19 protein-coding genes are annotated in these 25,805 nt (G+C 39.7%); 10 read left to right on the forward strand and 9 right to left on the reverse strand.

All coding sequences use genetic code 11. From position 1 onward, the window contains the following. Positions 1-17 precede the first annotated feature (17 nt). The 4 genes from G3I01_RS05710 (at position 18) to G3I01_RS05725 (ending at position 6,515) form a co-directional block, all read left to right on the forward strand. The gene (locus G3I01_RS05710; RefSeq protein ID WP_219551923.1) at positions 18-2,552 is read left to right on the forward strand and encodes a TonB-dependent receptor; all 2,535 of its coding nucleotides are present in this window, start codon (positions 18-20) and stop codon (positions 2,550-2,552) included. 10 nt (positions 2,553-2,562) lie between these two features. Further along, the gene (locus G3I01_RS05715) at positions 2,563-4,278 is read left to right on the forward strand and encodes a hypothetical protein (RefSeq protein ID WP_219551925.1); all 1,716 of its coding nucleotides are present in this window, start codon (positions 2,563-2,565) and stop codon (positions 4,276-4,278) included. Positions 4,279-4,388: 110 nt separating this feature from the next. Further along, a complete protein-coding gene (locus G3I01_RS05720) occupies positions 4,389-6,026 on the forward strand; it encodes an Ig-like domain-containing protein (protein ID WP_219551927.1) in 1,638 nt (545 codons plus the stop codon). A 48-nt stretch (positions 6,027-6,074) separates the two neighbouring features. Next, the gene (locus G3I01_RS05725; RefSeq protein WP_219551929.1) at positions 6,075-6,515 is read left to right on the forward strand and encodes a hypothetical protein; all 441 of its coding nucleotides are present in this window, start codon (positions 6,075-6,077) and stop codon (positions 6,513-6,515) included. Between the two features lie 71 nt (positions 6,516-6,586). On the opposite strand, the gene G3I01_RS05730 is transcribed toward G3I01_RS05725, so the two are convergent. Continuing rightward, positions 6,587-7,573: an endonuclease/exonuclease/phosphatase family protein gene (locus G3I01_RS05730; RefSeq protein WP_219551931.1), complete on the reverse strand. Its 987-nt coding sequence runs from the start codon at positions 7,571-7,573 to the stop codon at positions 6,587-6,589. A gap of 175 nt (positions 7,574-7,748) precedes the next feature. On the opposite strand from G3I01_RS05730, the gene G3I01_RS05735 reads away from it, so the two are divergent. Together G3I01_RS05735 and G3I01_RS05740 are read left to right on the forward strand one after the other, a co-directional pair. After that, positions 7,749-10,574 (forward strand): TonB-dependent receptor, encoded by a 2,826-nt coding sequence (locus G3I01_RS05735; protein ID WP_219551933.1) that lies wholly within the window; start codon positions 7,749-7,751, stop codon positions 10,572-10,574. 11 nt (positions 10,575-10,585) lie between these two features. After that, the gene (locus G3I01_RS05740; protein ID WP_219551935.1) at positions 10,586-11,965 is read left to right on the forward strand and encodes a DUF5689 domain-containing protein; all 1,380 of its coding nucleotides are present in this window, start codon (positions 10,586-10,588) and stop codon (positions 11,963-11,965) included. Between the two features lie 145 nt (positions 11,966-12,110). On the opposite strand, the gene mfd is transcribed toward G3I01_RS05740, so the two are convergent. After that, positions 12,111-15,491, reverse strand: a complete 3,381-nt coding sequence (mfd, locus tag G3I01_RS05745) for a transcription-repair coupling factor (RefSeq protein WP_219552776.1) — start codon at positions 15,489-15,491, stop codon at positions 12,111-12,113. A gap of 144 nt (positions 15,492-15,635) precedes the next feature. Here mfd and G3I01_RS05750 point away from each other — a divergent pair, with 144 nt between their 5' ends. Further along, the gene (locus G3I01_RS05750; RefSeq protein WP_219551937.1) at positions 15,636-16,991 is read left to right on the forward strand and encodes an NAD(P)/FAD-dependent oxidoreductase; all 1,356 of its coding nucleotides are present in this window, start codon (positions 15,636-15,638) and stop codon (positions 16,989-16,991) included. Here G3I01_RS05750 and G3I01_RS05755 read toward each other — a convergent pair. The 6 genes from G3I01_RS05755 to G3I01_RS05780 form a co-directional block, all read right to left on the reverse strand. Continuing rightward, a complete protein-coding gene (locus G3I01_RS05755; protein ID WP_219551939.1) occupies positions 16,988-17,785 on the reverse strand; it encodes a tryptophan-rich sensory protein in 798 nt (265 codons plus the stop codon). The genes G3I01_RS05750 and G3I01_RS05755 overlap by 4 nt on opposite strands. Before the next feature lie 10 nt (positions 17,786-17,795). Further along, positions 17,796-18,431 (reverse strand): ligase-associated DNA damage response endonuclease PdeM, encoded by a 636-nt coding sequence (gene pdeM, locus G3I01_RS05760; protein WP_219551941.1) that lies wholly within the window; start codon positions 18,429-18,431, stop codon positions 17,796-17,798. Then, positions 18,432-19,583, reverse strand: a complete 1,152-nt coding sequence (locus G3I01_RS05765) for a methionine aminotransferase (protein WP_219551943.1) — start codon at positions 19,581-19,583, stop codon at positions 18,432-18,434. A gap of 85 nt (positions 19,584-19,668) precedes the next feature. Beyond that, a complete protein-coding gene (locus G3I01_RS05770; protein WP_219551945.1) occupies positions 19,669-20,412 on the reverse strand; it encodes a succinate dehydrogenase/fumarate reductase iron-sulfur subunit in 744 nt (247 codons plus the stop codon). 59 nt (positions 20,413-20,471) lie between these two features. Then, positions 20,472-22,475, reverse strand: coding sequence for a fumarate reductase/succinate dehydrogenase flavoprotein subunit (locus tag G3I01_RS05775; RefSeq protein ID WP_219551947.1), 2,004 nt, complete (start codon positions 22,473-22,475; stop codon positions 20,472-20,474). Between the two features lie 3 nt (positions 22,476-22,478). Further along, positions 22,479-23,195, reverse strand: a complete 717-nt coding sequence (locus G3I01_RS05780) for a succinate dehydrogenase cytochrome b subunit (RefSeq protein WP_219551949.1) — start codon at positions 23,193-23,195, stop codon at positions 22,479-22,481. A 263-nt stretch (positions 23,196-23,458) separates the two neighbouring features. Between G3I01_RS05780 and G3I01_RS05785 the strand changes: the two genes are divergently transcribed. Genes G3I01_RS05785 through G3I01_RS05795 form a run of 3 tightly spaced genes read left to right on the forward strand, consistent with a single transcriptional unit; the run spans position 23,459 to position 25,190 of the window. After that, complete coding sequence (locus tag G3I01_RS05785; protein WP_219551951.1) at positions 23,459-23,968, forward strand: DinB family protein; 510 nt, start codon at positions 23,459-23,461, stop codon at positions 23,966-23,968. A 14-nt stretch (positions 23,969-23,982) separates the two neighbouring features. Then, complete coding sequence (locus G3I01_RS05790; protein WP_219551953.1) at positions 23,983-24,903, forward strand: J domain-containing protein; 921 nt, start codon at positions 23,983-23,985, stop codon at positions 24,901-24,903. Next, entirely contained in the window at positions 24,900-25,190 is a 291-nt protein-coding gene (locus G3I01_RS05795) for a chaperone modulator CbpM (protein WP_219551955.1), read from the forward strand. The genes G3I01_RS05790 and G3I01_RS05795 overlap by 4 nt, the downstream gene beginning before the upstream one ends. A gap of 10 nt (positions 25,191-25,200) precedes the next feature. On the opposite strand, the gene G3I01_RS05800 is transcribed toward G3I01_RS05795, so the two are convergent. Then, positions 25,201-25,719 (reverse strand): GNAT family N-acetyltransferase, encoded by a 519-nt coding sequence (locus tag G3I01_RS05800; protein WP_219551957.1) that lies wholly within the window; start codon positions 25,717-25,719, stop codon positions 25,201-25,203. Positions 25,720-25,805 lie beyond the last annotated feature (86 nt).

A 25,805-nucleotide genomic window follows, 5' to 3' on the forward strand; every position in this document is an offset into this window, starting at 1 on the left:
ACACAAACAATTAAAACATGAGGAAATTATTACTGCTAGCGATGTTCCTTACATCTGCTACAATTTTTGCTCAAGGAACTATAACTGGAAAAGTTATAGATTCTGAAATGGATGGCCCACTGCCGGGTGCCAATGTTAAAGTTTCTGGCACAAGCAATGGTACCATGACAGATTTTAATGGAAACTTTAGTCTTACAGTATCTGAAGCTGAAGGGTCTATTGAGATCAGTTTCGTAGGTTATGAAACAAAAACAGTAAAATTCTCCATTACTGGAGGATCTAAAGATTTAGGAAGTATAATCCTTAGCCCAGATGCAGACGCATTGGATGAGGTTGTTGTAACTAGCTTCTCTCTTGCGATAGACCGTAAGACACCGGTAGCTGTTTCTACAATAAGTGCTGCAGAGATCGAAACTAAGATTGGTAACCAGGAATTTCCTGAAGTGCTAAAATCTACTCCAGGAGTATATGCTAACAAAGCCGGGGGTGGTTTTGGTGATGCTGAACTTCGTATGAGAGGTTTTGAAGGTGAGAATATTGCTGTTATGATCAACGGTGTTCCTGTGAACGACATGGAAAACGGTCGTGTTTACTGGAGTAACTGGGCTGGTCTTTCAGACGTAACCAGAACTATGCAAACACAAAGAGGTCTTGGTGCTGCGAAAGTTGCCGTTCCATCTATTGGTGGTACTGTAAACATCGTAACTAAGTCTACTGATGCTGAAAAAGGTGGAAACATTTATGCTGCAACAGGTAATGATGGTTATACTAAATTTGGAGCTACCGTTTCTACTGGTAGAACAGAAAATGGTCTTGCTGCTACAGTTTCTGCCTCAAGAACTGTTGGTGATGGATATGTTGACGGAACTGAATTTATTGGATATAACTACTTCGTGAACATTGCGAAGGAATTTGGAGAAAACCATGAGCTTTCTTTTACTGCTTTTGGTGCTCCACAAAGACACGGACAACGTCAAAACAGATATTTGATCGAGACTTACCGTGAAAGTGATAGAGGAATTAAATTCAACGGTGACTGGGGTTACTTAAATGGTCAGGTTACTCACATTGAAGATAACTTCTACCACAAGCCACAAATGTCACTTAACCACTACTGGGATATAAATGAAAATACACTTTTATCTACTGCCGTTTATGCTTCATTCGGTACTGGTGGAGGTGGCGGATGGGCCGGAACAAACAAGTTCGGTCTTGATTCTGAATACAGAGATGGATATTTACAGCCTGTAAATCTTGATCTTATCGTAGATGAAAATATCGCGAATGGTGCTCAGGGATCTGAAACTATCCTTAGAGCTTCTAGAAACGACCATAACTGGTTTGGAGCTTTATCTACTCTTTCTACAGATATCACTGAAGACATCGAATTACTTGCAGGTATCGATCTTAGATACTACAAAGGTAAGCACTTCCAGGAAGTAACAGATCTTTTAGGAGGTCAGTACTGGTATGATGATTCTAATGCAAACGATCCGGTAAACCTTGCACAGGTTGGAGATAAGATCAGCTACTGGAATGACGGTATCGTACTTTGGGAAGGTGGATTCCTTCAGGCAGAGTATACAAAGTCAGATTTTGATGCATTTATCTCTCTTGCCGCTTCTAACACTTCTTATAAGCGTATCGATTATTTCAACTACACAGATTCAGATCCATTACAGGAAACAGATTACGTGAACTTCTTTGGATATCAGGTAAAAGGTGGTGCTAACTATAACTTCACTAGAAGTAGTGGTGTATTTGCCAATATTGGGTACTTCGAGAAAGCTCCTTTCTTTGATGCGGTATTTCTTAACTTCCAGAATGATATAAACTCTGATGCTAAGAACCAGAAGATCTTTAGTGCTGAAGTTGGATATACTTTCAGAACAGACAAGTGGAGAGCTAATGTGAATGCATATAGAACTAACTGGAATGATAGATCTCTTACTTATAGCTATAACAATCCTGATGGTTCACTTGGTGTAGCAAACATACTTGGAGTAAATGCACTTCACCAGGGTATCGAGGTAGATTTTGAATACCGTCCTTTCGAAGAACTTAGCATTACAGGTTTCGCTTCCCTAGGAGACTATACTTGGGCAGACGATGTAACTGGAGTTCAGATATTTGACGAGGAACAGAACCTTGTAGATGAAATAAATCTTTATATTGGAGATACTAAAGTAGGTGGTACTCCACAAACTACTGCTGGTCTTGGTGTAGATTACGAATTCCTTGCAGATATGAGACTTAGAGCTAATTACAACTTCTTTGGAGACTTTTATTCTGACTTCGATCCAGTAAGCAGAACTAATCCTGAGGCTCCTGAAGTATGGCAGGTTCCAGATTTCGGAACTCTTGATGTAGGTCTTTCGTATGACTTCTCGGTAGCTGGTTTTGATACTGCCTTGAACGCGAATGTTTACAACATTACAGGTACAGAATATATTGCTAACGCTCAGAATGGTTTAGGAAACGATGCACGTACTGCATTGGTATGGTATGGTTTCGGAAGAACTTACACTGTAGGAGCAAAACTTAATTTCTAAAAAAATAATAATGAAAAAGTCTTTTAACCTTTTATTGATGTTATTAGGGCTGGTTGTAGTTAGCTGTAACCCTCTTGATGACATTCATGACGAAATTGACAATGAGCTGGATAATCAACTGGCAGTCGCTCAGGCAGATTATGTGTTGACTGAAGATGATTATGAAGACCTGGGATTGGACTTCAATAATTTCAGTTCAGAAGAAGATGCAAGAACATTAGTTCCAACGCTTCTTTCAGATCTTTTTCCAACTTATGGAGCTGGATCTATCCTTAACGTAGGATTTGATCTATTCAATCCTTTAAGAATAGAATCATATACTGTAGCTTCTTCAGACTATGCTTTAATAGATCTTTCGACAGATTATTTTACTGGTAGAGGAGAAGTTATCGATTTTCTAGATGAAAAGTACCCTCAGGTACAAGAAGGAGAATATATCGAGCTTACTTACAACATCCTTGCAGAAGAGATTGCTTATACCTTAACTGCAGATGATTTTGATGTGATTGGTGATGAACTTGGGGATGTATATCCAGAGCCTGCTTCTAGTGCTGCTCAATACAGCAACTTCGATAGAAGAGACGATAGAGATGCATACTGGAGCAACGATATGATCGTAGAAGCTCTTGGAGCAGTTATCTCTGAAGAGTTTGGAGATGTTGCTGGTCAAAAATACAATGTGAGCTATGCTATTTACGATGGTAGTTCAGGAACTGAGAGTATGACCGTTCAGTTTGACGGGAATGCATATGTTGCTGTTGGTGGAATGGCTTACGAATTCTCTGATGCAGATTATGATGCTGTTGGTGAAGAATTCGCAGATGAATATCCTGGACCAGCTGGAAATGCTGCTCAATTTGGATCTTTTGATGTAAGATCTACCAGCGATAACTACTGGAGTGAAGATATGCTTCTTGAGGCTATCAACTTCACCCTGAAAACTGCATATCCAGATGCTGCAGACGGAAGCAAATTCGTTGTTTCTTATGCGATTTACAATGGATCTGTAAGCACCGCTATCACCAACGTGGTATTAAGTGGTGATGATTATGTGATCGATGCTGATGCTTCAGTTTCTACAATCGAAGAAACTACTGTATTTGCTTATACTAACGGAGACTGGGATGAGCCTTATATGCTACCTGAAAATAGCTATACAGAAGAATTCGGTCAGCGTTTTAGCAACTTTGGTGATGAGGAAGAAGCACTTTCTAAGATCGGTATTTTCTTAGGTAGAGAATTTCCTTACGCCGTTGAAGGTGAATACAAAGCGGTTGGTTATAAGTTTTATAATGGCGAAGCTACTGTAACTGAATATGTGAACTATGTATTCCAGAATGGATCGTGGATGGCTATTCCAACTGTAACTTCTGAAACACTTCAGTTTGGTTATGAAGACGGAATGTGGGTTCCAGATAACACTATCAAGTACACTCTTGCCGGACCAGATTACGGAATTATTGCTGAAGCATTGAGCGGAAATGCAGATCTTTCTACTCAGATCGCCAGTATGGAGCGTTATTCTAACTTCGATCGTAGACCGGGAGCTTCTGCTTACTGGAGTGACGATTCAATTCTTCTGGCAATGCAGGCATTCCTTAACGAGATTGCTCCAAGTGCACCAGAAGGACAGAAGTATGTACTTACATTCGATATTTATAATGGATCTAACACTACTGAAGACATTAGTCTTATTAAAGAAGGTGGTGAATGGGTTCGTTTCTAAATAATGATCAAACATAATTGATTATTCTAAAAACCTCTTATCCTATGGGTAAGAGGTTTTTTAATTCATTGATTTATATGATATTTGCACTCCTGATACAAAAATCTACCATGAAAAAAATTATTTATCTAGCCCTTTTCGCTGTCCTTTTAAGTTGTAGTTCAGATGAGAACCCGGCGCCAAAACCAGATCCAACTCCAGGTGTGAGCAATCCTGAAGCCGTGAACGATTCATTTAATGCAAGAGAGAACCAGGAGCTTAAAATTTCCCTGAGTGATCTAACAAGCAATGATAATATAGTAGACAACTCCAGGGTTAGTGATTTTGATGCCGAAACTCAGGAAGGTGGTACGATCACCGATAATCGAGATGGAAGTCTTACTTATGATCCTCCAGCAGATTTCATTGGAGAAGATAGTTTCTCATATGACCTTTGTGTTCCTGGCGATGACAGTAGATGTTCTACGGCAGTGGTTACACTTACGGTTACAGATGCTGGTGATCCGGTAGCTAATAACGATTCCTATAGCATTGATGAAGACCAGGATCTTACGATCAGAAATTATCTTGATAATGATGAACTTGTAGATGGTGCCGTGGCTACTGAAGTTACTTCTGAAAGCGGGAACGCCACCGTGATCCTTAATGAGGATGGAACCATCAGTTATACACCTAATGAAGGTTTTAGCGGAGAAGATTCTTTCACATATACTATATGTGATTCAGATGAAACACCCACCTGCTCAACGGCTACGATCAATATGACTGTAGTAGATGAGGGAGCACCGGTAGCTAACGATGATACCGTTGTGATCACTACCACAACTACAGAGGTTGTGATAGATAAAATGCTGAATAATGATGACGCTATAGATGATGCAGAAATAACTTCCATAGATCTTGCCGGGACTTCTGGAACTGCAGAGCTTAATGGAGATGGGACGATCACCTACAGGCCAGCCGCTGGATTTGAGGGAGACGATACCTTTACCTATACCTTATGCGACGATGACGCTGAAGCTACTTGTGTAACAGCAACGATCACTGTAAGTATTGTAGAACCGGTAAGTTTTAATGTGCCTGCCAGCTTATCAGATTATTATGCGGAGGTAACTTTTACCCAGGATCCTGAACTTTTATATCAGGAATTATCTAGCTTTACAACAACCCAGCATACTAACCTTCTTGAATATTATCAGAGGCATGATTATCTTTATGATGCAGATGAGGACCTTGATAATCCAGATAATGTAATCCTGATGTATTCAGGAGAAAGCAGACCCGAAGATGAAATTCAGGTTGGAGATCTTAATGCAGGAGAAACCTTTAATACCGAGCATATTTATCCCCAGTCCAGACTTAATTCAGAAGAAGCTAAGAACGATATGCACCATATGAGGGCGGCAGATGTCAATATCAATTCTGAAAGATTGAACTTCCCTTTTACCGATGGTAGTGGAGAATATAAACTTGTAGATGATAATTCATGGTTCCCAGGAGACGACTGGAGAGGAGATGTTGCCAGGATGGTAATGTACGTGAACCTGAGATATGGTGAAGATTTTGCTACCGTAGGTAACCTTGACCTGTTCCTTGAATGGAATATAGAAGACCCGGTTTCAGAATTTGAAATGCAACGTAATAATGTAATTGAAGCGGCACAGGGTAATAGAAATCCTTTTATCGATAATCCATTTCTTGCAACCCTTATCTGGGGCGGTGAGGATGCTGAAAACAGATGGGAGTAAAAAGAAATACATTTAGTATTTTAGCCATTACTTAAAAACACTATTACTATGTACGAAACAGTTCAATTCATTCACTCTTATTGGGCATACCTGGTGCTGTTCATGTTATTGATATCGAGTTTTAATGCGATCATTGGATTTGCTACCAACAAGGAGTATTCAGCTACCAATTTCAGGTTAGCCCTTTTTACACTGATCGTTTCGCATATTCAACTGCTAATAGGAATCGTTCTTTACTTTACCACTCCGTATTTTAAGATGTGGGCCGAAGAAGGAATGGGTGGAGTTATGAAAGATTCAGTGTTAAGACTATATAATGTAGAGCATCCTTTAATTATGATTATTGCGATTGTCTTGATCACAATGGGGTATTCCAAACATAAAAAGAAACTTACCTCAAGGCCTAAATTCAAAATGCTGGCTATTTTTTATGGATTCGCTTTGATAGCTATGCTTTCAAGAATTCCATGGGCAGCCTGGTTCAATTAGAAAAATTTTGAGCGATATCCAAATGTGATATTCTGAATGTAATAAAGCCTCCGATCAAATGGAGGCTTTTTTTATTGGTCGTTCTTAACTTCCCGGATCAGGAACAGGTAGACCGGAAAATGATCACTATACCCTGGCTCATAGCCTGAACTGCCATAAGTTCTGAAAGGATAGCCTCTATACTGTCCGGTTTGGGTTATTACATACGGAGGATTGAATATTCCGGCTTTATAAAGCTGAAAACCTTCAAAATTTCTCGAAACCAGGCTTTGAGAAAGATAGAATTGATCAAAAAGATTCCAGGAATCGCGATAAGCAAGGGTGCCTTTTCCGTTTTTGAGCATTATTTCCATAGGATTATATAGTTCTCTTTCCTTCAATTCGGAAATTTCCGGTTTGGTTTGTAAGAACTTTTTAAAGCTTTTATTGGTAGGATCATCGTTAAAATCTCCCATTCCAATGATGCGCGCATTTGGATCCTGCCTATACAGCGAATCTATGATCTTTTTATTCAGTATTGCTGCCTTCTCACGCTTATAACTGCTTTTAGCTTCACCACCAGACCGAGATGGCCAGTGGTTTACTATAAAATGGATCTCTTCACCATGCATCAATCCGCTTACAACTAATTGGTCCCGGGTGTAATCCCGCTTATCGGCATCATAGATCATTAATTTCCTGGGTTGCGAATTCAGGGGGGTAAATCCTGATTTTCGATATAACAGGGCTACATCGATACCTCGTTCATCTGGAGAATCGAAGTGAATAATTCCATAATTGTATTCTGCCAGGTATTCATGAGAGATTAGGTCTTCCAGCACCAACCTGTTCTCGATCTCACACAATCCAATAATTAGCGGAGTGTTTCCTGCTTCATCTTTCCCAATCTCTGAAAGTACCCTTGCGATATTTTCTATTTTTCTTGAATAACGATCCTCTGTCCAACGATCTTTTCCTAGCGCTGTCCTATCATCATCAAAGGTCAAAGTATCGTCTACGGTATCAAAGAGGTTCTCTACGTTGTAGAAAGCTACGGTTTCGATCTGGTAATCTTTCATATTCTGACAATATACGCCATTGCCGGAATAGAGGATCAGGTTAAAAACTAATATTATCGGTATAAGGTGTAGCTTCAAAATATTGTCGGGAATAAAGAAGTTTAAAGTACTGATATTTTGTTAGTTATAATATAATTGACTAACATTATATTACATTTCGATGAGAAGGCACTAAATGAAAATTTCGATTTTCTGGGTTTTCATCTTCATGCTAATAAGTTTGAAAATGAGTTCCCAGCAACCGGCCATACAGGGCAGGTTAGTAGACGCAATCACCGATGTGCCCTTACCACAGGTTAAAATTGCAATTCAGGGTTCATTTCTTGAAACCCTGACCAATACCGATGGAACTTTTTCCATTGGGGTAGAAAAAACTGGGTCTGATGAAATAATTCTGGTGGTTAGCAGGGCGGGATATATTACCAAACGCTTACCGCTAAAAATAACTTCTGAAAATAAAGATCTGGGTGATATCTTACTACGGCCAGATGAGTTCTATGAAAGAAGTCAGCAGTCTACGATAAGTCTTTCCGAATCTGAGATCCTTTCTGAAGAAGGTGAATTCGACAATATCTCAGGGCTGCTACAATCCACAAGGGATGTTTATCTCAATGCTGCCGCTTTCGATTTTAGCCAGACATTCTTCAGAGTCCGGGGTTTAGGTTCCGAATATGGGAAGTTGCTCATTAACGGAGTGGAAATGAACAAGCTTTATGACGGTCGCCCACAATGGAGCAACTGGGGCGGACTAAATGATGTGCAGCGAAATCAGGTTTTTACCAATGGCATTGCCCCTATGGAATATGGTTTTGGAGGTTTGGGCGGGACCTCTAATATCCTTATGCGGGCCTCAAAATATCAACAGGGTTCGAGAGTTTCATTTGCAGGTTCCAATAGGTCTTATTCCGGAAGGATCATGGCAACTTACGCTTCCGGGGAAAAGGGGAATGGATGGTTTTATGCATTTTCTATAGCAAGGCGTTATGCCGAAGAGGGGTATATTGACGGTACTTTATATGATTCAAATTCCTTTTTTGCTTCTGTCGAGAAAAAAGTAAATGATCGGCATTCTCTTAATTTCACCGGATTTTATACGCCGGTTACTCGAGGTAAATCTTCTCCGCTTACCCAAGAAGTACTGGATCTAAAAGGCCGGAAATATAATCCGTATTGGGGTTACCAGGAAGGAGAAATTCGTAATTCCAGGATAAGGGAGATCAAGGAGCCTGTTTTGATGCTGAATCACTTCTGGCAGGTTTCTGAAAATATTGATATCAACACCAATATTTCTTATCAGTTTGGTGAAGTAACCAATTCCAGGATAGATTATGGCGGGACCACTTCAGTAGAGCTAGACGGTCAACAGGTTTACCTTGGCGGTGGAGCCAATCCCGATCCAGCTTATTATCAAAAGCTACCCAGTTATTATTTGCGGTTCGATGGATCAGAAAATTTTGAAGCTGCCTTTCGCTCACAAAATGATCTTGTTGAAAATGGACAGCTGGATTGGCAACAATTATACTTCGCAAACCATACTGCTTCTCAAAATGGAACAAATTCCATCTATGCTTTGGCAGAGGATGTAAATCAGGATGATCAACTCAGTGCAAACATAATTCTGAACTGGAAGTTGCAGGATAATTTTAAGATCAATTCAGGAATTAGATATAGTGCCTTTAAAAGTGAAAATTTCGCGCGTATCAAAGATAATTTCGGAGGAAATAATTTCCTGGATATAGATGTTTTCGCGGAAGAGATCTCCGGCACTCCTTTGATACTTGCCAGCCAGTCTGACCTTTTGAATCCTAACAGATTAGTTGAAACAGGAGATGTTTATAAATATAGTTATGAGGTTAATTCTAATCTTGCCGAAGCCTTTCTCCAGGCGCAATATTATTTTAAAAGAGTGGAATTGAGCCTTACCGGTAAAATTGGATCAATTCAATATCAACGAGAAGGGAAATACCAGAATGGGATCTTTTCTGAAAATTCGCTGGGGGAGAGTGAAATAATAGATTTTCTCGATTTTGGATTAAAATCTGGCCTAATCTATAAATTTTCAGGCAGGCAGAATATTGAATTCAATCTTGGCTATTTTAACAAGCCACCCGGTTTTAGAAATGTATTCGTGAACCCTAGACAGAATAATGAGATAGTGAGAGATAGCGAAGAAGAGATCATCCAGACTTCAGATCTAAGCTATAGATATCGATCTTCAAAGTTCAATTTACGTTTAACCGGCTATTTAACTAAGATCAATAATGCCGCTGAAGTATCTTATTATTTCAGCAATGGTTTGGCAGACTTGGGAAATGAAAATACGGCGGCATTTGTCCAGGAGGTGCTTGCAGATATAGATAAACAATTATTCGGTTTGGAATTTGGGAGTGAATACCAGGTAACTTCTACTATAAAACTGAAGGCAGTGGCTTCATTAGGTCAATTTACCTATGCAAATAATCCTTCTTTGTATTTGAGTTCGGCATCATTTTCCGGTCCCAAAGATTATGGGAAGGCCTATTTAAAAGATTACTACCTGGCCGGTGGCCCTCAAAGAGCTGCACAATTTGGGTTTGAATACCGAGATCCTCAATATTGGTGGTTTGGCAGTACCTTGAATTACTTTTCTCATGGATTTATAGATGTTAATCCACTTAGTAGAACTTCAAATTTTCAGACAGATTATGACGGATTTCCCTTGCTTGAATATGACGAAGAGATTGCTCGGGAACTACTAAAGCAGGAACAATTTGATAGTTATTTCCTGGTGAATGTGGTTGGAGGGAAGTCATGGAGAATCAAAGATAAATACCTGGGATTTTTCGTGAGTATAAATAACCTTCTGGATAAGGAATATAAATCGGGAGGATTTGAGCAGGCTCGAAATTCGAATTACAGAACTTTGAGGGAGGATATGGATAGAGATATGCCGGTTTTTGGAAATAAATACTGGCTTGGTTACGGCACCAGCTTTTTCGGGAATCTGAGCCTTAGATTTTAATTTGATTAGTTATGAAGAATAGATCTTTACTGATGATTGTAATAGTCTTACTACTTTGTTCTTGCGTGAAGACAGATGATTATGATTCTCCAGATATCAGCATTCCAGATATTACTATTACAGGTGACCTCACCTCGATAATGGCTGTTAAAGGAAATTTTGATCCAGTTACCGGACAGATTTACACCTTTCAGAATTCAGAAACGTGGTTTGAAGGCTATGTGATCTCAAGTGATGCCGGTGGTAATTTTTATAAAGAAATTATTTTACAGGATAAGCCTGAAGATCCCACTTCAGGAATCCAGATCCTTTTAGATGATAATTCGCTCTATGAAACTTTTGATATTGGCAGAAAAGTTTTGGTGAAACTAGATGGTTTAAGTCTCGGTTTTAATAATGGTGTTTTACAATTGGGAATTCAGAATCTTGGCGATGTCGTGGCAATTCCAAATGCTCTTATCCAGGATCATGTTTTTAGGACGGAGGTGAAAAAGGATATCAAACCACTTTCAGTGAATATTGATGATTTCTCTGAAGAGTTAAAGAACCTATATATTAAAATAACTAATGTCCAGTTCGATCCGAATCTGGTAAGGACAGATAATCTATATTCTTTTGCTTCTAATACAGTAGATCAATATGATGGTAAAAGACAACTCATAAGTTGCGAAACAGGATCCACTTCAATCTTAAGTACCAGTACATTTTCAGATTTTAAGTCTTTACTGTTGCCAACTGGTAGTGGCAGTATTGAAGGTATACTAACCCGTGATTTTTATGATGAGCATTATGTTGTGGTTATTAATACTCCAGATGCTTTGAAGATGTATGAGGAGCGCTGTGACCCTATCTACCTTGATTGCGGAAATAATTTGATTGGAGGTACTGAAATCTTGCTGGAAGAAAACTTCGATGGAGTGACTTCCAATACCACTTTGAACTCTCGTGGCTGGACCAATATTAATGTGAGCGGGGGAGAAAAGAAATTTGCACCTACCTTATCTGCGGGCAACAGGGTCCTGAGAATTTCGGCCTACAATACTATTGAAAGTCCATTGGAAGCCTGGCTCGTTACTCCAGAGATCAATCTGGATGAAACCAATATGGAAGTTTTGATCTTTGATATGCTTTCGTCCTATGATAACGGACTTTTTATGAAGGTCTTTATTACTTCAGACTTCACTGGAGATCCACGAACTACTCATTGGACTGAGCTGGATGCAAATATTCCTTTAGGTCCTTCGGGTGCAAATTCTAACATTTTCAGGGAATCAAAGATCGATATTTCCTGCCTGGAAGGGGAGGTGTGGATTGGTTTCAGGTACTTGGGAGCCGCCCCAGATAAAACTACTACCTATGATCTGGATAATATAAGGGTGATTGGAGAATAATAAAACGGATCACCCCATCTTGCGGACACCCCTCATATACAGAAATGGTGTATTTAAAAAAGCTCCTTCCCTAAAATTTTAGGGAAGGTTTCAGGCGCAGCCTGACGGAAGGGTCCGATCACAATTTCATTACCCAAGTGAATTTTTAACTCACAACCTCTTCCTTCTTCTCTCTAAAATCAAGTGGTTCCAGCACCTTCAGAGCTTTTTCTACAGAGGTGATCCTGTCAAAGGTTAAAAGTAGCTTTAAGCCGTTTCGGGTTTCTTTTTCTTTCATCGTGCAGTTCTGCCTGTGCGTTTGCACATATTGCAGCACCTTTGTGAAATTATTGGTCTGATAGAACCTGGATTTTTGGTCAGAAATAAAATAACCTACAAACTTGTTCTTCTTCATGATAACACGCTCCAAACCAATTTTCGCAGCGATCCATTTTATTCTTACTGAATTCAGCAGATCAACCGCCCGAGTAGGTAACTCACCAAACCTATCGACCAATTCTGCTTCGAATTTCTGAAGCTCCTCCTCGGTTTTAAGCTCATTCAGTTTGGTATAAAGATTAAGCCTTTCGGTAATATTATTTATGTAATCATCAGGGAATAAGAGTTCGAAATCTGTGTCTATCTGGGTATCCTTGACGAAATCCTTATGTTCCAGGTCTTCGGTTTCGGCATAAAGATCACGGAATTCATTTTCCTTCAATTCCTCTATAGCCTCGTTCAGGATCTTTTGATAAGTGTCGAACCCAATGTCATTGATGAATCCGCTTTGTTCTCCTCCTAAAAGGTCACCTGCACCACGAATTTCGAGATCTTTCATTGCGATATTAAATCCGCTGCCTAATTCTGAAAATTGTTCCAGGGCGGTAATTCGCTTTCTGGCATCTTCGGTCATGGCCGAATAAGGTGGCGTTATAAAATAACAGAAGGCCTTTTTATTGCTTCGACCTACACGGCCCCGCATCTGGTGAAGGTCAGACAGTCCGAAGTTATTAGCGTTATTTATAAATATCGTATTCGCTTCTGAAACATCTAAACCACTTTCAACAATAGTTGTGGATACTAATACATCAAACTCACCATTGATGAAGCTCAACATTAGTTTCTCCAGTTTTTTACCTTCCATCTGCCCATGACCCACGCCAATTTTAGCATCCGGTACCAGGCGCTGTATCATTCCGGCGACTTCCTTGATATTCTCTACCCGGTTATGGATAAAGAAAACCTGGCCTCCACGCTGAATTTCGTACGAGATCGCATCCCTGATGGTCTCTTCTGAAAATCGTATCACATGACTTTCTATAGGATAACGATTGGGTGGAGGAGTGGTGATAGTGGAAAGGTCACGTGCCGCCATCAAACTGAATTGGAGCGTTCTTGGAATAGGAGTAGCTGTTAGTGTCAAGGTGTCCACGTTCTCCTTGATAGTTTTCAGCTTGTCCTTAACCGCAACTCCAAATTTCTGCTCTTCATCTACGATGAGCAATCCAAGATCCTTGAATTTCACCGATTTGCTCACCAGTTGATGCGTTCCAATGATGATGTCAACCTTTCCTGCCTCCAGATCTGCTAGTGTTTCTTTACGTTCTTTTGCTGTTCTGAAACGGTTTAAATAATCTATCCTTACCGGGAAATCTTTCAGTCTTTCAGAAAAGGTCTGATGATGCTGAAAAGCGAGGATAGTCGTAGGTACAAGTATTGCAACCTGTTTATTATTATCTACAGCTTTAAAAGCAGCTCTTATGGCAATTTCAGTTTTTCCAAAACCGACATCTCCACAAACCAGGCGGTCCATGGGTCTTTCATTTTCCATATCGGCCTTCACTGCTGCAGTTGCAGAGCTCTGATCTGGCGTATCTTCATACATGAAAGAAGCTTCCAGCTCATGTTGTAAATAGGAATCTGGATCATACTTAAATCCTTTTTCCATTCTTCGTCTGGCATAAAGCTTTATAAGGTCATAAGCGATATGTTTGACCCGGGCCTTGGTTTTCTTTTTAAGATTTTTCCAGGCGTTACTTCCCAGTTTATAGATCTTGGGAGGTTTTCCGTCCTTTCCGTTGAATTTGGAGATCTTATGAAGAGAATGAATGCTGAGGTATAAAATATCCCGTTCGCCATAAATCAGTTTAATGGCTTCCTGTTTTTTGCCTTCAACATCGATCTTTTGTAGTCCGCCAAATTTACCAATTCCGTGATCAATATGGGTCACGTAGTCACCAACTTCAAGATTGGTTAATTCCTTTAGAGTGATCGCCTGTTTCTTGGCGTAACCATTTTTAAGGTGGAACTTATGATAACGCTCAAAGATCTGGTGGTCTGTATAGCAAACGGTTTTCGAGTTCTCATCAATAAAACCCTGGAACATCGAAAATACCGGGGTTTGATATTCTACTTCTTTCTCCTGATCTTCAAAAATATCGTGGAAACGCTTTGCCTGCTGCTCGCTTACGCAGCAAATAAAATTGGTGTAACCGGCTTCCTGGTTTTCAATAAGATTTTCTATTAGAAGATCAAATTGCTTATTGAAAGAAGGCTGAGGTTTAGTGTTGAATTCTATAAACCTGTCTGCTTTAAAAAATGCCTGGGTACTAAGTTCCACTGAAGAAAAATCCAACAATTGCTTTTTGATAAGCTCGCCATTACAAAACAGTTCTTTAGGTTCACTATGCTTAATGTCTTCAGAAAGTTGTCTGAATGCGTCTTCGGCTTTTTTGAATAGCTTGTCGGCCTGTGCCGCAAGCAGATCCAGGTTCTTGATAAAGACAATGGTCTTCTCTGAAATATATTTTAAAAAGCTTTCCCTTACTTCGTCCAAATGTTTGTTTTCCACATTCGGCATGACTGAGATCTTCTTCTTTTTATCTGTGGAAAGCTGAGTTTCCACATCAAAGGTCCTGATACTGTCTACTTCATCTCCAAAAAATTCTATCCGGTAAGGCTCATCATGGCTGAAAGAAAACACATCTATAATTCCACCGCGAACCGAAAATTCTCCCGGCTCAGTAACAAAATCCACCCTTTTGAACTGGTATTCAAAAAGCACTTCATTTACAAAATCAATGGATAACTCATCGCCAATGGCAATTTTTAAGGTACTACGGTCAAGTTCTTTTCTGGTCACCACCTTTTCGAATAAAGCTTCGGGATAGGTGACGATCAAGGCCGGCTTCTTCCTGGAGTTAATCCGGTTAAGTACTTCCGCCCGTAAAAGAACATTTGCATTATCGGTCTCTTCGATCTGATAAGGCCTGCGGTAGCTTCCGGGATAGAAAAGCACATTCTTTTCGCCAACTAATTGTTCCAGGTCGTTTAGATAATATGCGGCTTCTTCCTTATCATTAAAGATCATCAGGAAAGGGTGATCAGACTCCTTAAAAGCATCTGCTGCTACAAAGGATAGGGCTGAACCTACAAGACCTTTAAGATGAATATTAGAGCGATTTTTTTCAGAAGCGGCAATAGCTTTTCGCAGTTCCTTTTGTTGAGGGGACTGTGCGAAATTTTGGGCGATAAGACTTGTACTCATTACCGCAAAGATAATTTCCTCCAAATTGCCTTACAACCAGTTAATTGATTTTTAACGATTAAATAGCATTTGTTGTTTTTTACCATTTTTCTAACGCAAAATGCGTTCAAACTTGGCTACTTTCACCTAAAATCAATAGGAATTATGGGATTTGAGGAATTTGATGTTTTTGTGATAGGTACCGGGACGGCTGGTAAAAGTGTTGCTAAGGAGTGTGTTGCTGAAGGTTTGAAGGTGGCAATTGCCGATAATCGAGAATATGGTGGTACCTGTGCAAACCGTGGTTGTGATCCTAAGAAAGTTTTAGTTGGACTCACCGAAATCCTGGATAGAGCTGAAAAAATGAAGGGACACGGCATTACGCAAATGCCAGAATTCAGTTGGAAAGATCTGATGGAGTTCAAGAAAACATTTACCAGTGCGGTACCGGCTGCCACAGAAAAAGATATGGAGAAGCTTGGTATTAAAATGTATCATCAATCACCAAAATTCCTTGATGAAACTACACTTTCAGTCGAAGGAAAAACAGTTACTGCAAAAAAGATCGTGATCGCTACTGGAAATAAGGCTTTTGAATTGCCTATTCACGGACGTGATCTTCCTATTATCAGTGATGATTTTCTTGAACTGGAAGAGCTTCCTGAAAGTATGATATTCATCGGAGCAGGTTATATTGGGATGGAATTTGCCCATATTGCCGCAAGATGCGGGGTGGACGTTACGGTCATCGATGGAGAATCCAGGGCATTGAATAATTTCGATGAAGATATGGTGAAGCATATACAGGATGCATCAGAAGATATTGGTATAAAATTCATTTTTGATGCGGAAGTGACCAAAGTTGAGAAGCTGCAAACTAATTATAGAGTTACGGCAGACAGAAAAGGAAAAAAAGTGCAAATAAAGGCAAAACTGGTCGTGAATGCTGCCGGTAGAGTTCCGTCAATAGAAGATTTGGACCTTGAGAAAGGGAATGTAGAATATACTAAGAGGGGAATCACAGTTAATGAGAATTTACAGAACCCAGGAAATAAGAATGTATATGCCTGTGGAGATGTCTCGGCCAGTGAAGGTTTACCTCTAACTCCGTTGTCTTCCCAGGAAGCACGTGTTGTTGCGACCAATATTTTGAATAAAGACAGAGCTAAAAAGGTTGATTTTCCGCCACAACCATCGGTAGTTTTTACACTTCCTAATCTGGCTTCAGTAGGAATTAACGAAAAGGAAGCGAAGGAAAAAGGCTATAATTTTAAAGTAGAGCAGAAACTGGCGCCAAAATGGTTCAATGCCAAAAGGATCAATGATCCCTATTATGCCTATAAGATTCTAGTTGATAAAGATAGCGGACTTGTTTTAGGCGCTCATTTAGTAGGGCCAGAAGCAGGCGAAATGATCAACATGTTCGTGATGGCCATGTGTGGTAAATTACCTTGTGAAATCCTGAAAGGTATGATCTTTTCTTATCCTAGCTGGGGGAGCGATATAAAAGCAATGGTCTAGCTTTTCTTCCCGTGAATAAAGCGGTACATGGGGTTTTCTTTTCGGTTTATAAATCCGTGGTAAGAAATATTCAGAAATAAAAGAATAGCTCCTGCTAAAGCTGTTTTAGCGATAAATTCTTCGGTTCCCTGATGTCTTACGTAAATTGCGGCAAGAGCCCAGACTCCTACCAATGCGAATTCACGCATATTGCGAAGATGTATCATTAAAAGGTTTATTATCACAGCGACCCCTATCATGATCACCGTCCAGTCAACTTCAGAAAATATAGCTCCATCCCAACCTATCAAGGTAAGCCAGGACGCCATATTTGCTATACTGGCCACGCTTATCCAACCAGAATAAAGGCATATTGGCCACCAGTAAAAAGCAATAATATTAAAAGGAGCATCCCATAGTTCCATATCATTGTTTAGAACTATCTTGAGTAGTTTTGCCAGAATAAGGAACATGATGGCGACCGAAAGACCAGTATATTCGTATAGCCATGCCACGACCCATAGGCTTGTCCCGATATTAGCGATTATGAACCAAAATGATGTTTTGTTTATAAATTCGGTGTATTTCCCGTTGGTAAAAGCCTGATGAAGCATGAATCCAGAAAAGGAAAGTAATCCTATATAGATCAATCCCCAAATAGAAAAAGCATAATCAGCAGGGGTAAAAAGGTTGGAATACTTTTTACTTAATTCTCCAATGGTCGTGTTATTTATTCTACCGGTTTGCGCATAGAAATTTGTTAGAATAGCAATGATCACTGATAGAAAATTGAGAACGGCCAGTCTTTTTACCATCTGTAGAGATTTAATTTATCAGAATAACTTCTTTGCCCGTAATAGCAAAAACACGATCTCCTTCTTCAGGTTCCATAATGTAATTGCCTGTAAACTCTCCAAACGCAGGTAAGATCATTTGATTGCTGCTTCTAAAAAAGCATGGGAGTTTTAAAGACTGTTTTCCGGCACCTTTCATTTTAATTCCTGGATGAATATGACCACAAATATTGAAATGACCTGGTGTTTCAGTAGGGTGGTGGGTTAAATGGAATCCAGATACTTTAACTTCGGGAAAAATACTGATACCAAGAGTTTGATATTTTAAAGGAGATATGATATCGTGATTCCCAACGATCAAATGAACACGGTTATCTATACTGGCAATCCATTCTTCAAACATATTCCACTCCAGGTTCATGGAACTATGGAAAAGATCTCCCAGAAAAACGATATGTTCCGGGTCGAATTCTTTTCGCAGCTGATCCAGTTTTATGAAATTCTCTGAAGTCGCTTTTAACGGAACCGCACTCCCGTGTTTTCTGAAATGGGATACTTTCCCCAAATGTACATCGGCTACGAGTAAAACTTCCTGTTCTGGCCAGTATGCAGCCCCATATGGATGTAATACGAAGTCCTGTTCCCGGATCTTAATATTTAAGTTCATCTATAGCTTACAAAGTATTTCTGCAGCTTTTTCTAATGTTTCGTCAGTTTTTGCAAAACAAAATCTAAGCTGGCTGTTATCTTTCTCGTTTATATTGAAGACAGAAACTGGGATAGAGGCTAGTCCTTCTTCCTTTAATAGTCTTACTGCGAAATCAACATCATACTCATCTGTGATCGCAGAAAAATTTAATATCTGGTAATAAGTTCCGTCAGAGGGGGTATAACTGAACCTGGAATCTTTGATTAAATTTAAGAAAAGATCTCGTTTGTTCTGATAGAATTTTGAAAGTTCGAGATAGTGTTCAGGATCCTTTAAGTATTCGGCATAGGCAACCTGCATTGGATGATTCACTGAAAAGACCGCGATCTCGTGTATTTTTCTTACCTCCTTCATTAATGAAGCCGGGGCGACGCAATAACCCGTTTTCCAGCCTGTATTGTGAAATGTCTTGCCGAAGGATGCGCAAACAATAGCTCTCTCGGCTAATTTTGGATACCTGGAAGCACTCTCATGGGTTTTGCCATCAAAAATAAGATGTTCATAAACCTCGTCGCTTAATAGTATGATTTTTGTTCCTGAAAGGATTTTCTGCAATTCTTGCATATCCCTTTCGGTAAGTATTTTTCCGGAAGGATTGTGCGGAGTGTTAATAATGATCATTTTAGTAGCAGAACTTACTGCCGACCCAACCTCTTCCCAATCAACTTTAAAATCCTCTCCTTTTAACTGGATCTGAACTGGAATACCTCCATTTTGTTTAATAGTTGGTTCGTAACTGTCGTAGGCAGGTTTAAGCACGATCACCTCATCATCTCTATGCACAAAGGCCGTGATCGCCGAATATAACGCCTGGGTAGCTCCACAGGTAATGGTTATCTCTGTGTCTGGATCGTAAGTCTTACCATATAATGATACTATTTTTTTAGAGATCTGCTCTCGTAATATTTTTACGCCAGGGCCGGGAGGATATTGGTTGTGACCATCATTCATTGCCTTGGTCACAAGCTTTTTTAAAGCCTTATCTGTTTCAAAATTCGGGAATCCCTGGGAGAGATTTATGGCATTATAATCATTAGCCATTTTACTCATGATTGAGAAAATACTAGTCTTAATTCCGGGTAATTTAGACTTATGGGTAGTGTTTTCCAATATTGGTTAATTTTTAAATAAGTTGCATAAAAAATCCCGGACTGCAAAGTCCGGGATGAGGTATATGTTAATAAACAAGTGTTAATTACTTAATACTCGCTTTTAGGTATTCCCTGTTCATTCTTGCGATGTTCTCTAAAGAAATTCCTTTAGGGCATTCAATTTCACATGCTCCAGTGTTGGTACAGTTACCAAAACCTTCCTTATCCATTTGCTCTACCATTTGTAAAACTCTTCGGTCTGCTTCAACTTCTCCTTGCGGTAAAAGTGCGAATTGACTTACTTTCGCTGAGGTGAATAACATGGCACTTGCATTTTTACATGCGGCTACGCAGGCACCACATCCTATACAGGTGGCAGCATAGAAAGACATGTCGGCATTTTCTTTTTCTACAGGAATAGAGTTTGCATCCTGGGTATTTCCTGAAGTATTTACAGATATATATCCTCCTGCCTGTTGTATCCTGTCAAATGCGCTACGATCTACTACCAGATCCTTGATCACTGGAAAAGCCTTAGCTCTGAATGGTTCAATAACAATGGTATCACCGTCGTTGAACTTTCTCATATGCAGCTGGCAGGTGGTAACACCACGATCTGGACCGTGAGGTTCACCATTTATCTGTAAGTTACATGACCCGCAAATTCCCTCACGACAGTCATGATCAAAAGCTACAGGTTCATCCCCTTTACTGATCAGTTGCTCATTAAGAACATCCATCATTTCAAGAAAAGACATATCATTAGAAATGTCAGAAACCTGATAGGTTACCATTTTTCCTTTTGTGTCGGCGTTTTTCTGACGCCATATTTTTAGTGTAAGGTTCATACTTTAAGTATTGAGTATTTAGAAATGAGATTGGAATTATCGAATCTCATATCTCAAATCTATTTATAGCTCCTTGTTTTTACCTGGATATTTTCATAGTCTAAATCTTCTTTATGCAGGATTGCATCGGCTGGCTTACCAGTATATTCCCATGCTGCCACATACATAAAGTTCTCGTCATCACGAAGGGCTTCTCCTTCTTCTGTCTGGTATTCTTCTCTAAAGTGACCACCACAAGATTCTTCTCGGTGTAATGCATCTTTAGCGAAAAGTTCACCTAGTTCAAGGAAATCTGCAACGCGTCCTGCTTTTTCAAGCTCAGCGTTCATTTCGTTTGTACTTCCCGGTACTCTAACATCCTTCCAGAATTCTTCTCGTAATTCCTGGATCTCTTTAATGGCTTCTTTAAGGCCGGTAGCGTTTCTGGCCATTCCAACCTTATTCCACATGATCTTACCAAGTATCTTATGGAAATGGTCTACAGACTTAGTCCCTTTGTTATTTACCAGTTTTTCCAGTCTTTCGCGAACTTCAGCTTCTGCAGCTTCAAATTCTGCAGAATCTGTAGGGATCGCTCCGGTTCTAATGTCCTTAGAAAGGTAATCTCCTATAGTATAAGGTAAAACAAAATATCCATCTGCAAGTCCTTGCATCAAGGCGGAAGCTCCTAGCCTGTTAGCTCCGTGATCTGAGAAGTTTGCTTCTCCAATCGCATAGCAACCAGGAATTGTTGTTTGCAGGTTATAATCAACCCAAACACCTCCCATGGTATAGTGAACTGCAGGATAGATCATCATTGGAGTTTCGTATGGATTTTGATCTACGATCTTCTCATACATCTGGAAAAGGTTACCATATTTGGCTTCTACAACCTCTTTTCCTAACTCCTTTATTTTAGCGTCTGAAGGATTATTTATCTTTCTGGTCGTTGCCTCTTCCTTACCATATCTCATAATGGCAGAACTAAAGTCAAGATAAACAGCTTCTCCGGTTTTATTTACTCCGAAACCTGCATCACAACGTTCTTTAGCTGCTCTCGAAGCCACATCACGTGGTACAAGGTTACCAAAAGCAGGATATCTTCTTTCCAGGTAATAATCTCTTTCTTCTTCTGAAAGCTCGGTCGGTTTTTTCTTGCCTGCCCTGATAGCTTCAGCATCTTCTTTTTTCTTCGGAACCCAGATTCTACCATCATTACGAAGGGATTCAGACATCAGAGTCAGTTTAGACTGATGATCTCCTGAAACCGGAATACACGTAGGATGTATCTGAGTAAAGCAAGGGTTAGCAAAATAAGCTCCCTTTTTATGTATTTTCCAGCTAGCGGTTACGTTACTTCCCATAGCATTGGTTGAAAGGAAGAATACGTTCCCGTAACCTCCTGAAGCAATTACCACGGCATGTGCTGAATGTCTTTCTAATTCTCCTGTAACCAGGTTTCTTGCAATGATCCCGCGGGCTTTACCATCAACCTTAACAATGTCAAGCATCTCATGCCTGTTGAAAGGCTGGATCTTTCCACGGTTAATCTGGCGGTTCATAGCTGAATAAGCTCCAAGCAATAACTGCTGCCCGGTTTGTCCCTTTGCGTAGAAAGTTCTTGATACAAGTACTCCGCCAAAAGAACGGTTATCTAAAAGACCACCATATTCACGAGCGAAAGGAACTCCCTGGGCTACACACTGGTCTATAATATTTCCAGAAACCTCTGCAAGGCGGTATACGTTAGACTCTCTTGAGCGGTAGTCACCACCTTTAATAGTATCGTAGAATAAACGGTAAACAGAGTCACCGTCTCCCTGGTAATTCTTAGCTGCGTTGATCCCTCCCTGGGCGGCAATTGAGTGTGCTCTACGTGGAGAATCCTGGTAGCAGAATGTTTTTACGTTATAACCCAGTTCAGCAAGAGTTGCAGCGGCACTACCACCGGCAAGTCCTGTACCAACTACGATAACATCGATGTTACGTTTATTGGCTGGGTTAACAAGATTTATATCATTCTTATGATTGGTCCACTTTTCTGCCAATGGGCCTTTAGGTGCGTTTGATTCGAATATTCCCATAGCTTATATTTTTTCTAGTACAAAGTGAATATAAAAAGGTATTACGGCAAATGCCAGTGGTACTAAGACCGCAAAGGCTAAACCGACTTTTTTGATAAACCCGTTGTATTTAGGATGATTAACTCCAAGTGACTGAAATCCGCTGGCGAACCCGTGAGATAGGTGAAAACCTATTGCCAGCATTGCCACAGCATAAGCTATAGCCCAGATCAACCCGTATTGAGCATCCTGAAATGTTTTTATTGTTAAGGTGTAAAGGTCTTTTACCTCTTCGCCATTTGCAGTGGTATAGATAGTTTCGTCGAGCCCTCCAAACTTCATCTCTCCCCAGAACATCGTCATGTGAATAACAATGAAAGCAAGAATCACGGTACCGAGGATCCCCATATTTCTTGAAGACCACATGGTATTGGTTGAAGGTTTAAAACTTACATAACCCTGAGGGCGTGCCTTGCGGTTATGAATAGTAAGCAGCAATCCATCAATAGCATGAAAAAGAATACTGATGTAGGTGAGGTAAGATAAAACCTTAACAGCTGGATTGGTAGTCATGAATAAAGCATATTCATTAAACTGGTCCCTAGCTCCTTCACTTATTGGAATTAAAAGTTGTAAATTCCCGAATAGATGTCCTACTAAAAAAAGGCACAGAAAAAGGCCGGTGAAAGCCATCCAATATTTTTTTGCCAGTGATGACTTTAAAAGCGCAGATTTCGCCATAAATTTTTTGAATTATTTTGATAAAGTGTAGCAAAAATAAGCTTCCTTCTAATTCTTAACAAACTTTACAAGTCTTTTTAGAGTCTATTTAGAACTAATTTAAAGTACTTTATAATTTGTTGAATCTTTGAATCAGAGCGGGTTTGGACCAAGCCCATAAATTTATGGGCTTCTGACCTTATCATTGCTAAGATCTTGTTTTGGCAAAAACTTAACTGCACCTGAAATCCAATTTTCGTAATTTCATTTTTCATTATTTCCCTATGAATAGTAAAATTAAGAGTATGATCATGGCGCTTTCAGAAGTGTTTGAAGGAGAGCCCTGGTACGGAGAGTCTGTGATGAGAAAATTGGAGAATGTGCCGTACGTCATCGGATATAAGACCTGTATTCCCGAGTCTCACAGTGTTTCACAGATTGTAGGACATTTGATAGCGTGGAAAACCTTTGCTGCTGAAAAGATTAAAAATAATAAGGAATATTCTATCGACATGGATACCGAGCAGGACTGGCCTGAAATTATTATCAAGTCCCGGGAAGAGTGGGAAGCCTTGAAGAGAGAGCTAGTGGCCGCTCAAAGTAGTATTTATGAGGCTTTGAATAAGCAGGACAATGATGAATTTCTTTCTGAAAAAGTTCCCGGAAAAGAATATGATTTTGAGTATCTTTTAAGAGGTGTCCTTCAACATGATATATATCATTTGGGGCAAATAGGATTAATAGAAAGTCAACTTAAAAATAAAGAAGTAGATTCTGGTGTTTTTAAAGCATAAAAGCATTTAATTATATGGAATTCATAGATTATTACAAGCTTTTAGAATTAGATAAATCGGCCAGCAAGGCCGATATCAAAAAGGCATACCGGCGGCTGGCTCGTAAATACCATCCAGACCTTAATCCCAACGATAAAGAAGCCCAGGCCAGATTTCAGCAGATCAATGAAGCGCATGAAGTTTTAAGCGATCCCGAAAAACGTAAGAAATACGACGAATACGGGAAAGACTGGCAGCATGCCGATCAGTTCGAAGAGGCTAAACGACAACGAGCTTCTTCCGGTGGCTTTGGAGGAGGATTCGGTGGTGGCGGACAGTCCTATTCCTATTCCGGTAATTTTGATGATGATACTTTTTCAGATTTTTTTGAACAAATGTTTGGTGGTAGAGCAAGGGCAGAAGGAGCTCATCGTGGCAGGCATTTCAAGGGCCAGGACTTTAATGCTGAACTTCAGCTAAGATTAAGTGATGTTTATGAAAGTAGAAAACATACGCTTACCGTTAATGGTAAGAATATAAGACTTACCATACCTGCCGGCGTGGAAAATGGCCAGACCATTAAAATTAAAGGTCACGGTGGAGCCGGCGTACAGGGAGGTCCAAAAGGCGACCTTTATATTACCTTCAATATTTCAAATGATACATCTTTCCGCAGGGAAAAGGAAAACCTTTATTCTACCGAAGAGATCAGCTTAAGTACTGCTGCTCTTGGTGGAGAGATAAGAGTGAAAACTTTCAACGGAGAAGTAAAACTTAAAGTGAAGCCGGGTACCCAGAATGGTAGCAAGGTTAAATTAAAAGGAAAAGGATTTCCGAAATATAAAAAGGAAGGGCAGTTTGGAGATCTGTATATCACATATAAGGTAAAGGTGCCCGAAAATTTAACTGAAAAGCAAAAAGAACTATTTCAGGAACTTAAAAAAACAGGAATATGAGAAATGAAGATCTGATTCCTGCAGATGAGATCTGTGTGCGTTATAAAGTGGAACGGCAATTTGTGAGTTCTCTCTATGAAAGCGGGATAATTGAAGTGGTAACCATTCAGGAAACCGAATATATCCACAGTGATCATCTGGCAAATTTTGAAAAGATGATGAGGCTGCATAACGAGCTGGAAATAAATCTGGAGGGTTTGGAGGCTATAAACCATTTGCTTAACCAGATAGAAAAACTTCAGAAGGATAATATAAAACTGAAGAACAGGCTTGGTTTATATGAGTAAATGCCCGCCTTTAAAACTTTAAAGTAAAAAGCATAAGCTCATTAGGGTCATTTGGTATATGAATGATCTCTTTGAATTCAAAGCCTAGCTTTTCCAGTAATCTTCTTGAGCTCTTGTTTTCCTGTACAGTGATCGCATTTAATTTTTTCAAGTTGAATTCTTCCTTCGCAGCCCTTTTTAATTCCACCGCGGCTTCAAAAGCATATCCTTTACCTTCGAATTCAGGTAAAAAACTATATCCTATATCAATACCATCTACCCCTTCGCGATCATAAAGGCCAACGCATCCAATTTTAGTATTATCAGATTTGCGAAGAACCGTATAACTAGAATAACCTAATCTCTCCAGTTGAGTAATCATTCTATCCTCGATATAATTTTCGGCATCCTCGGTATTTTTAAGCTTTTTATCTCCTACGAACTGGATGTATTTTGGAGAGTTTAATAGTTCCAGAATAAATTCAGCGTCCCCGGTTGAGGTAGGCTGGATGATCAATCTCTCGGTTTCAAAATTCTTATAACTTTTCATGGAAATTTCTAATAATAAGGTCTAAAGTAGGAAAACCCCGTCTTATCTAAAATTTTAAATCGCTTTTCTAGCTATTGCATTTAAAT

Origin of the sequence: Gramella sp. MT6 (genome assembly GCF_019357415.1) — a bacterium.
Classification (GTDB): Bacteria; Bacteroidota; Bacteroidia; order Flavobacteriales; family Flavobacteriaceae; genus Christiangramia.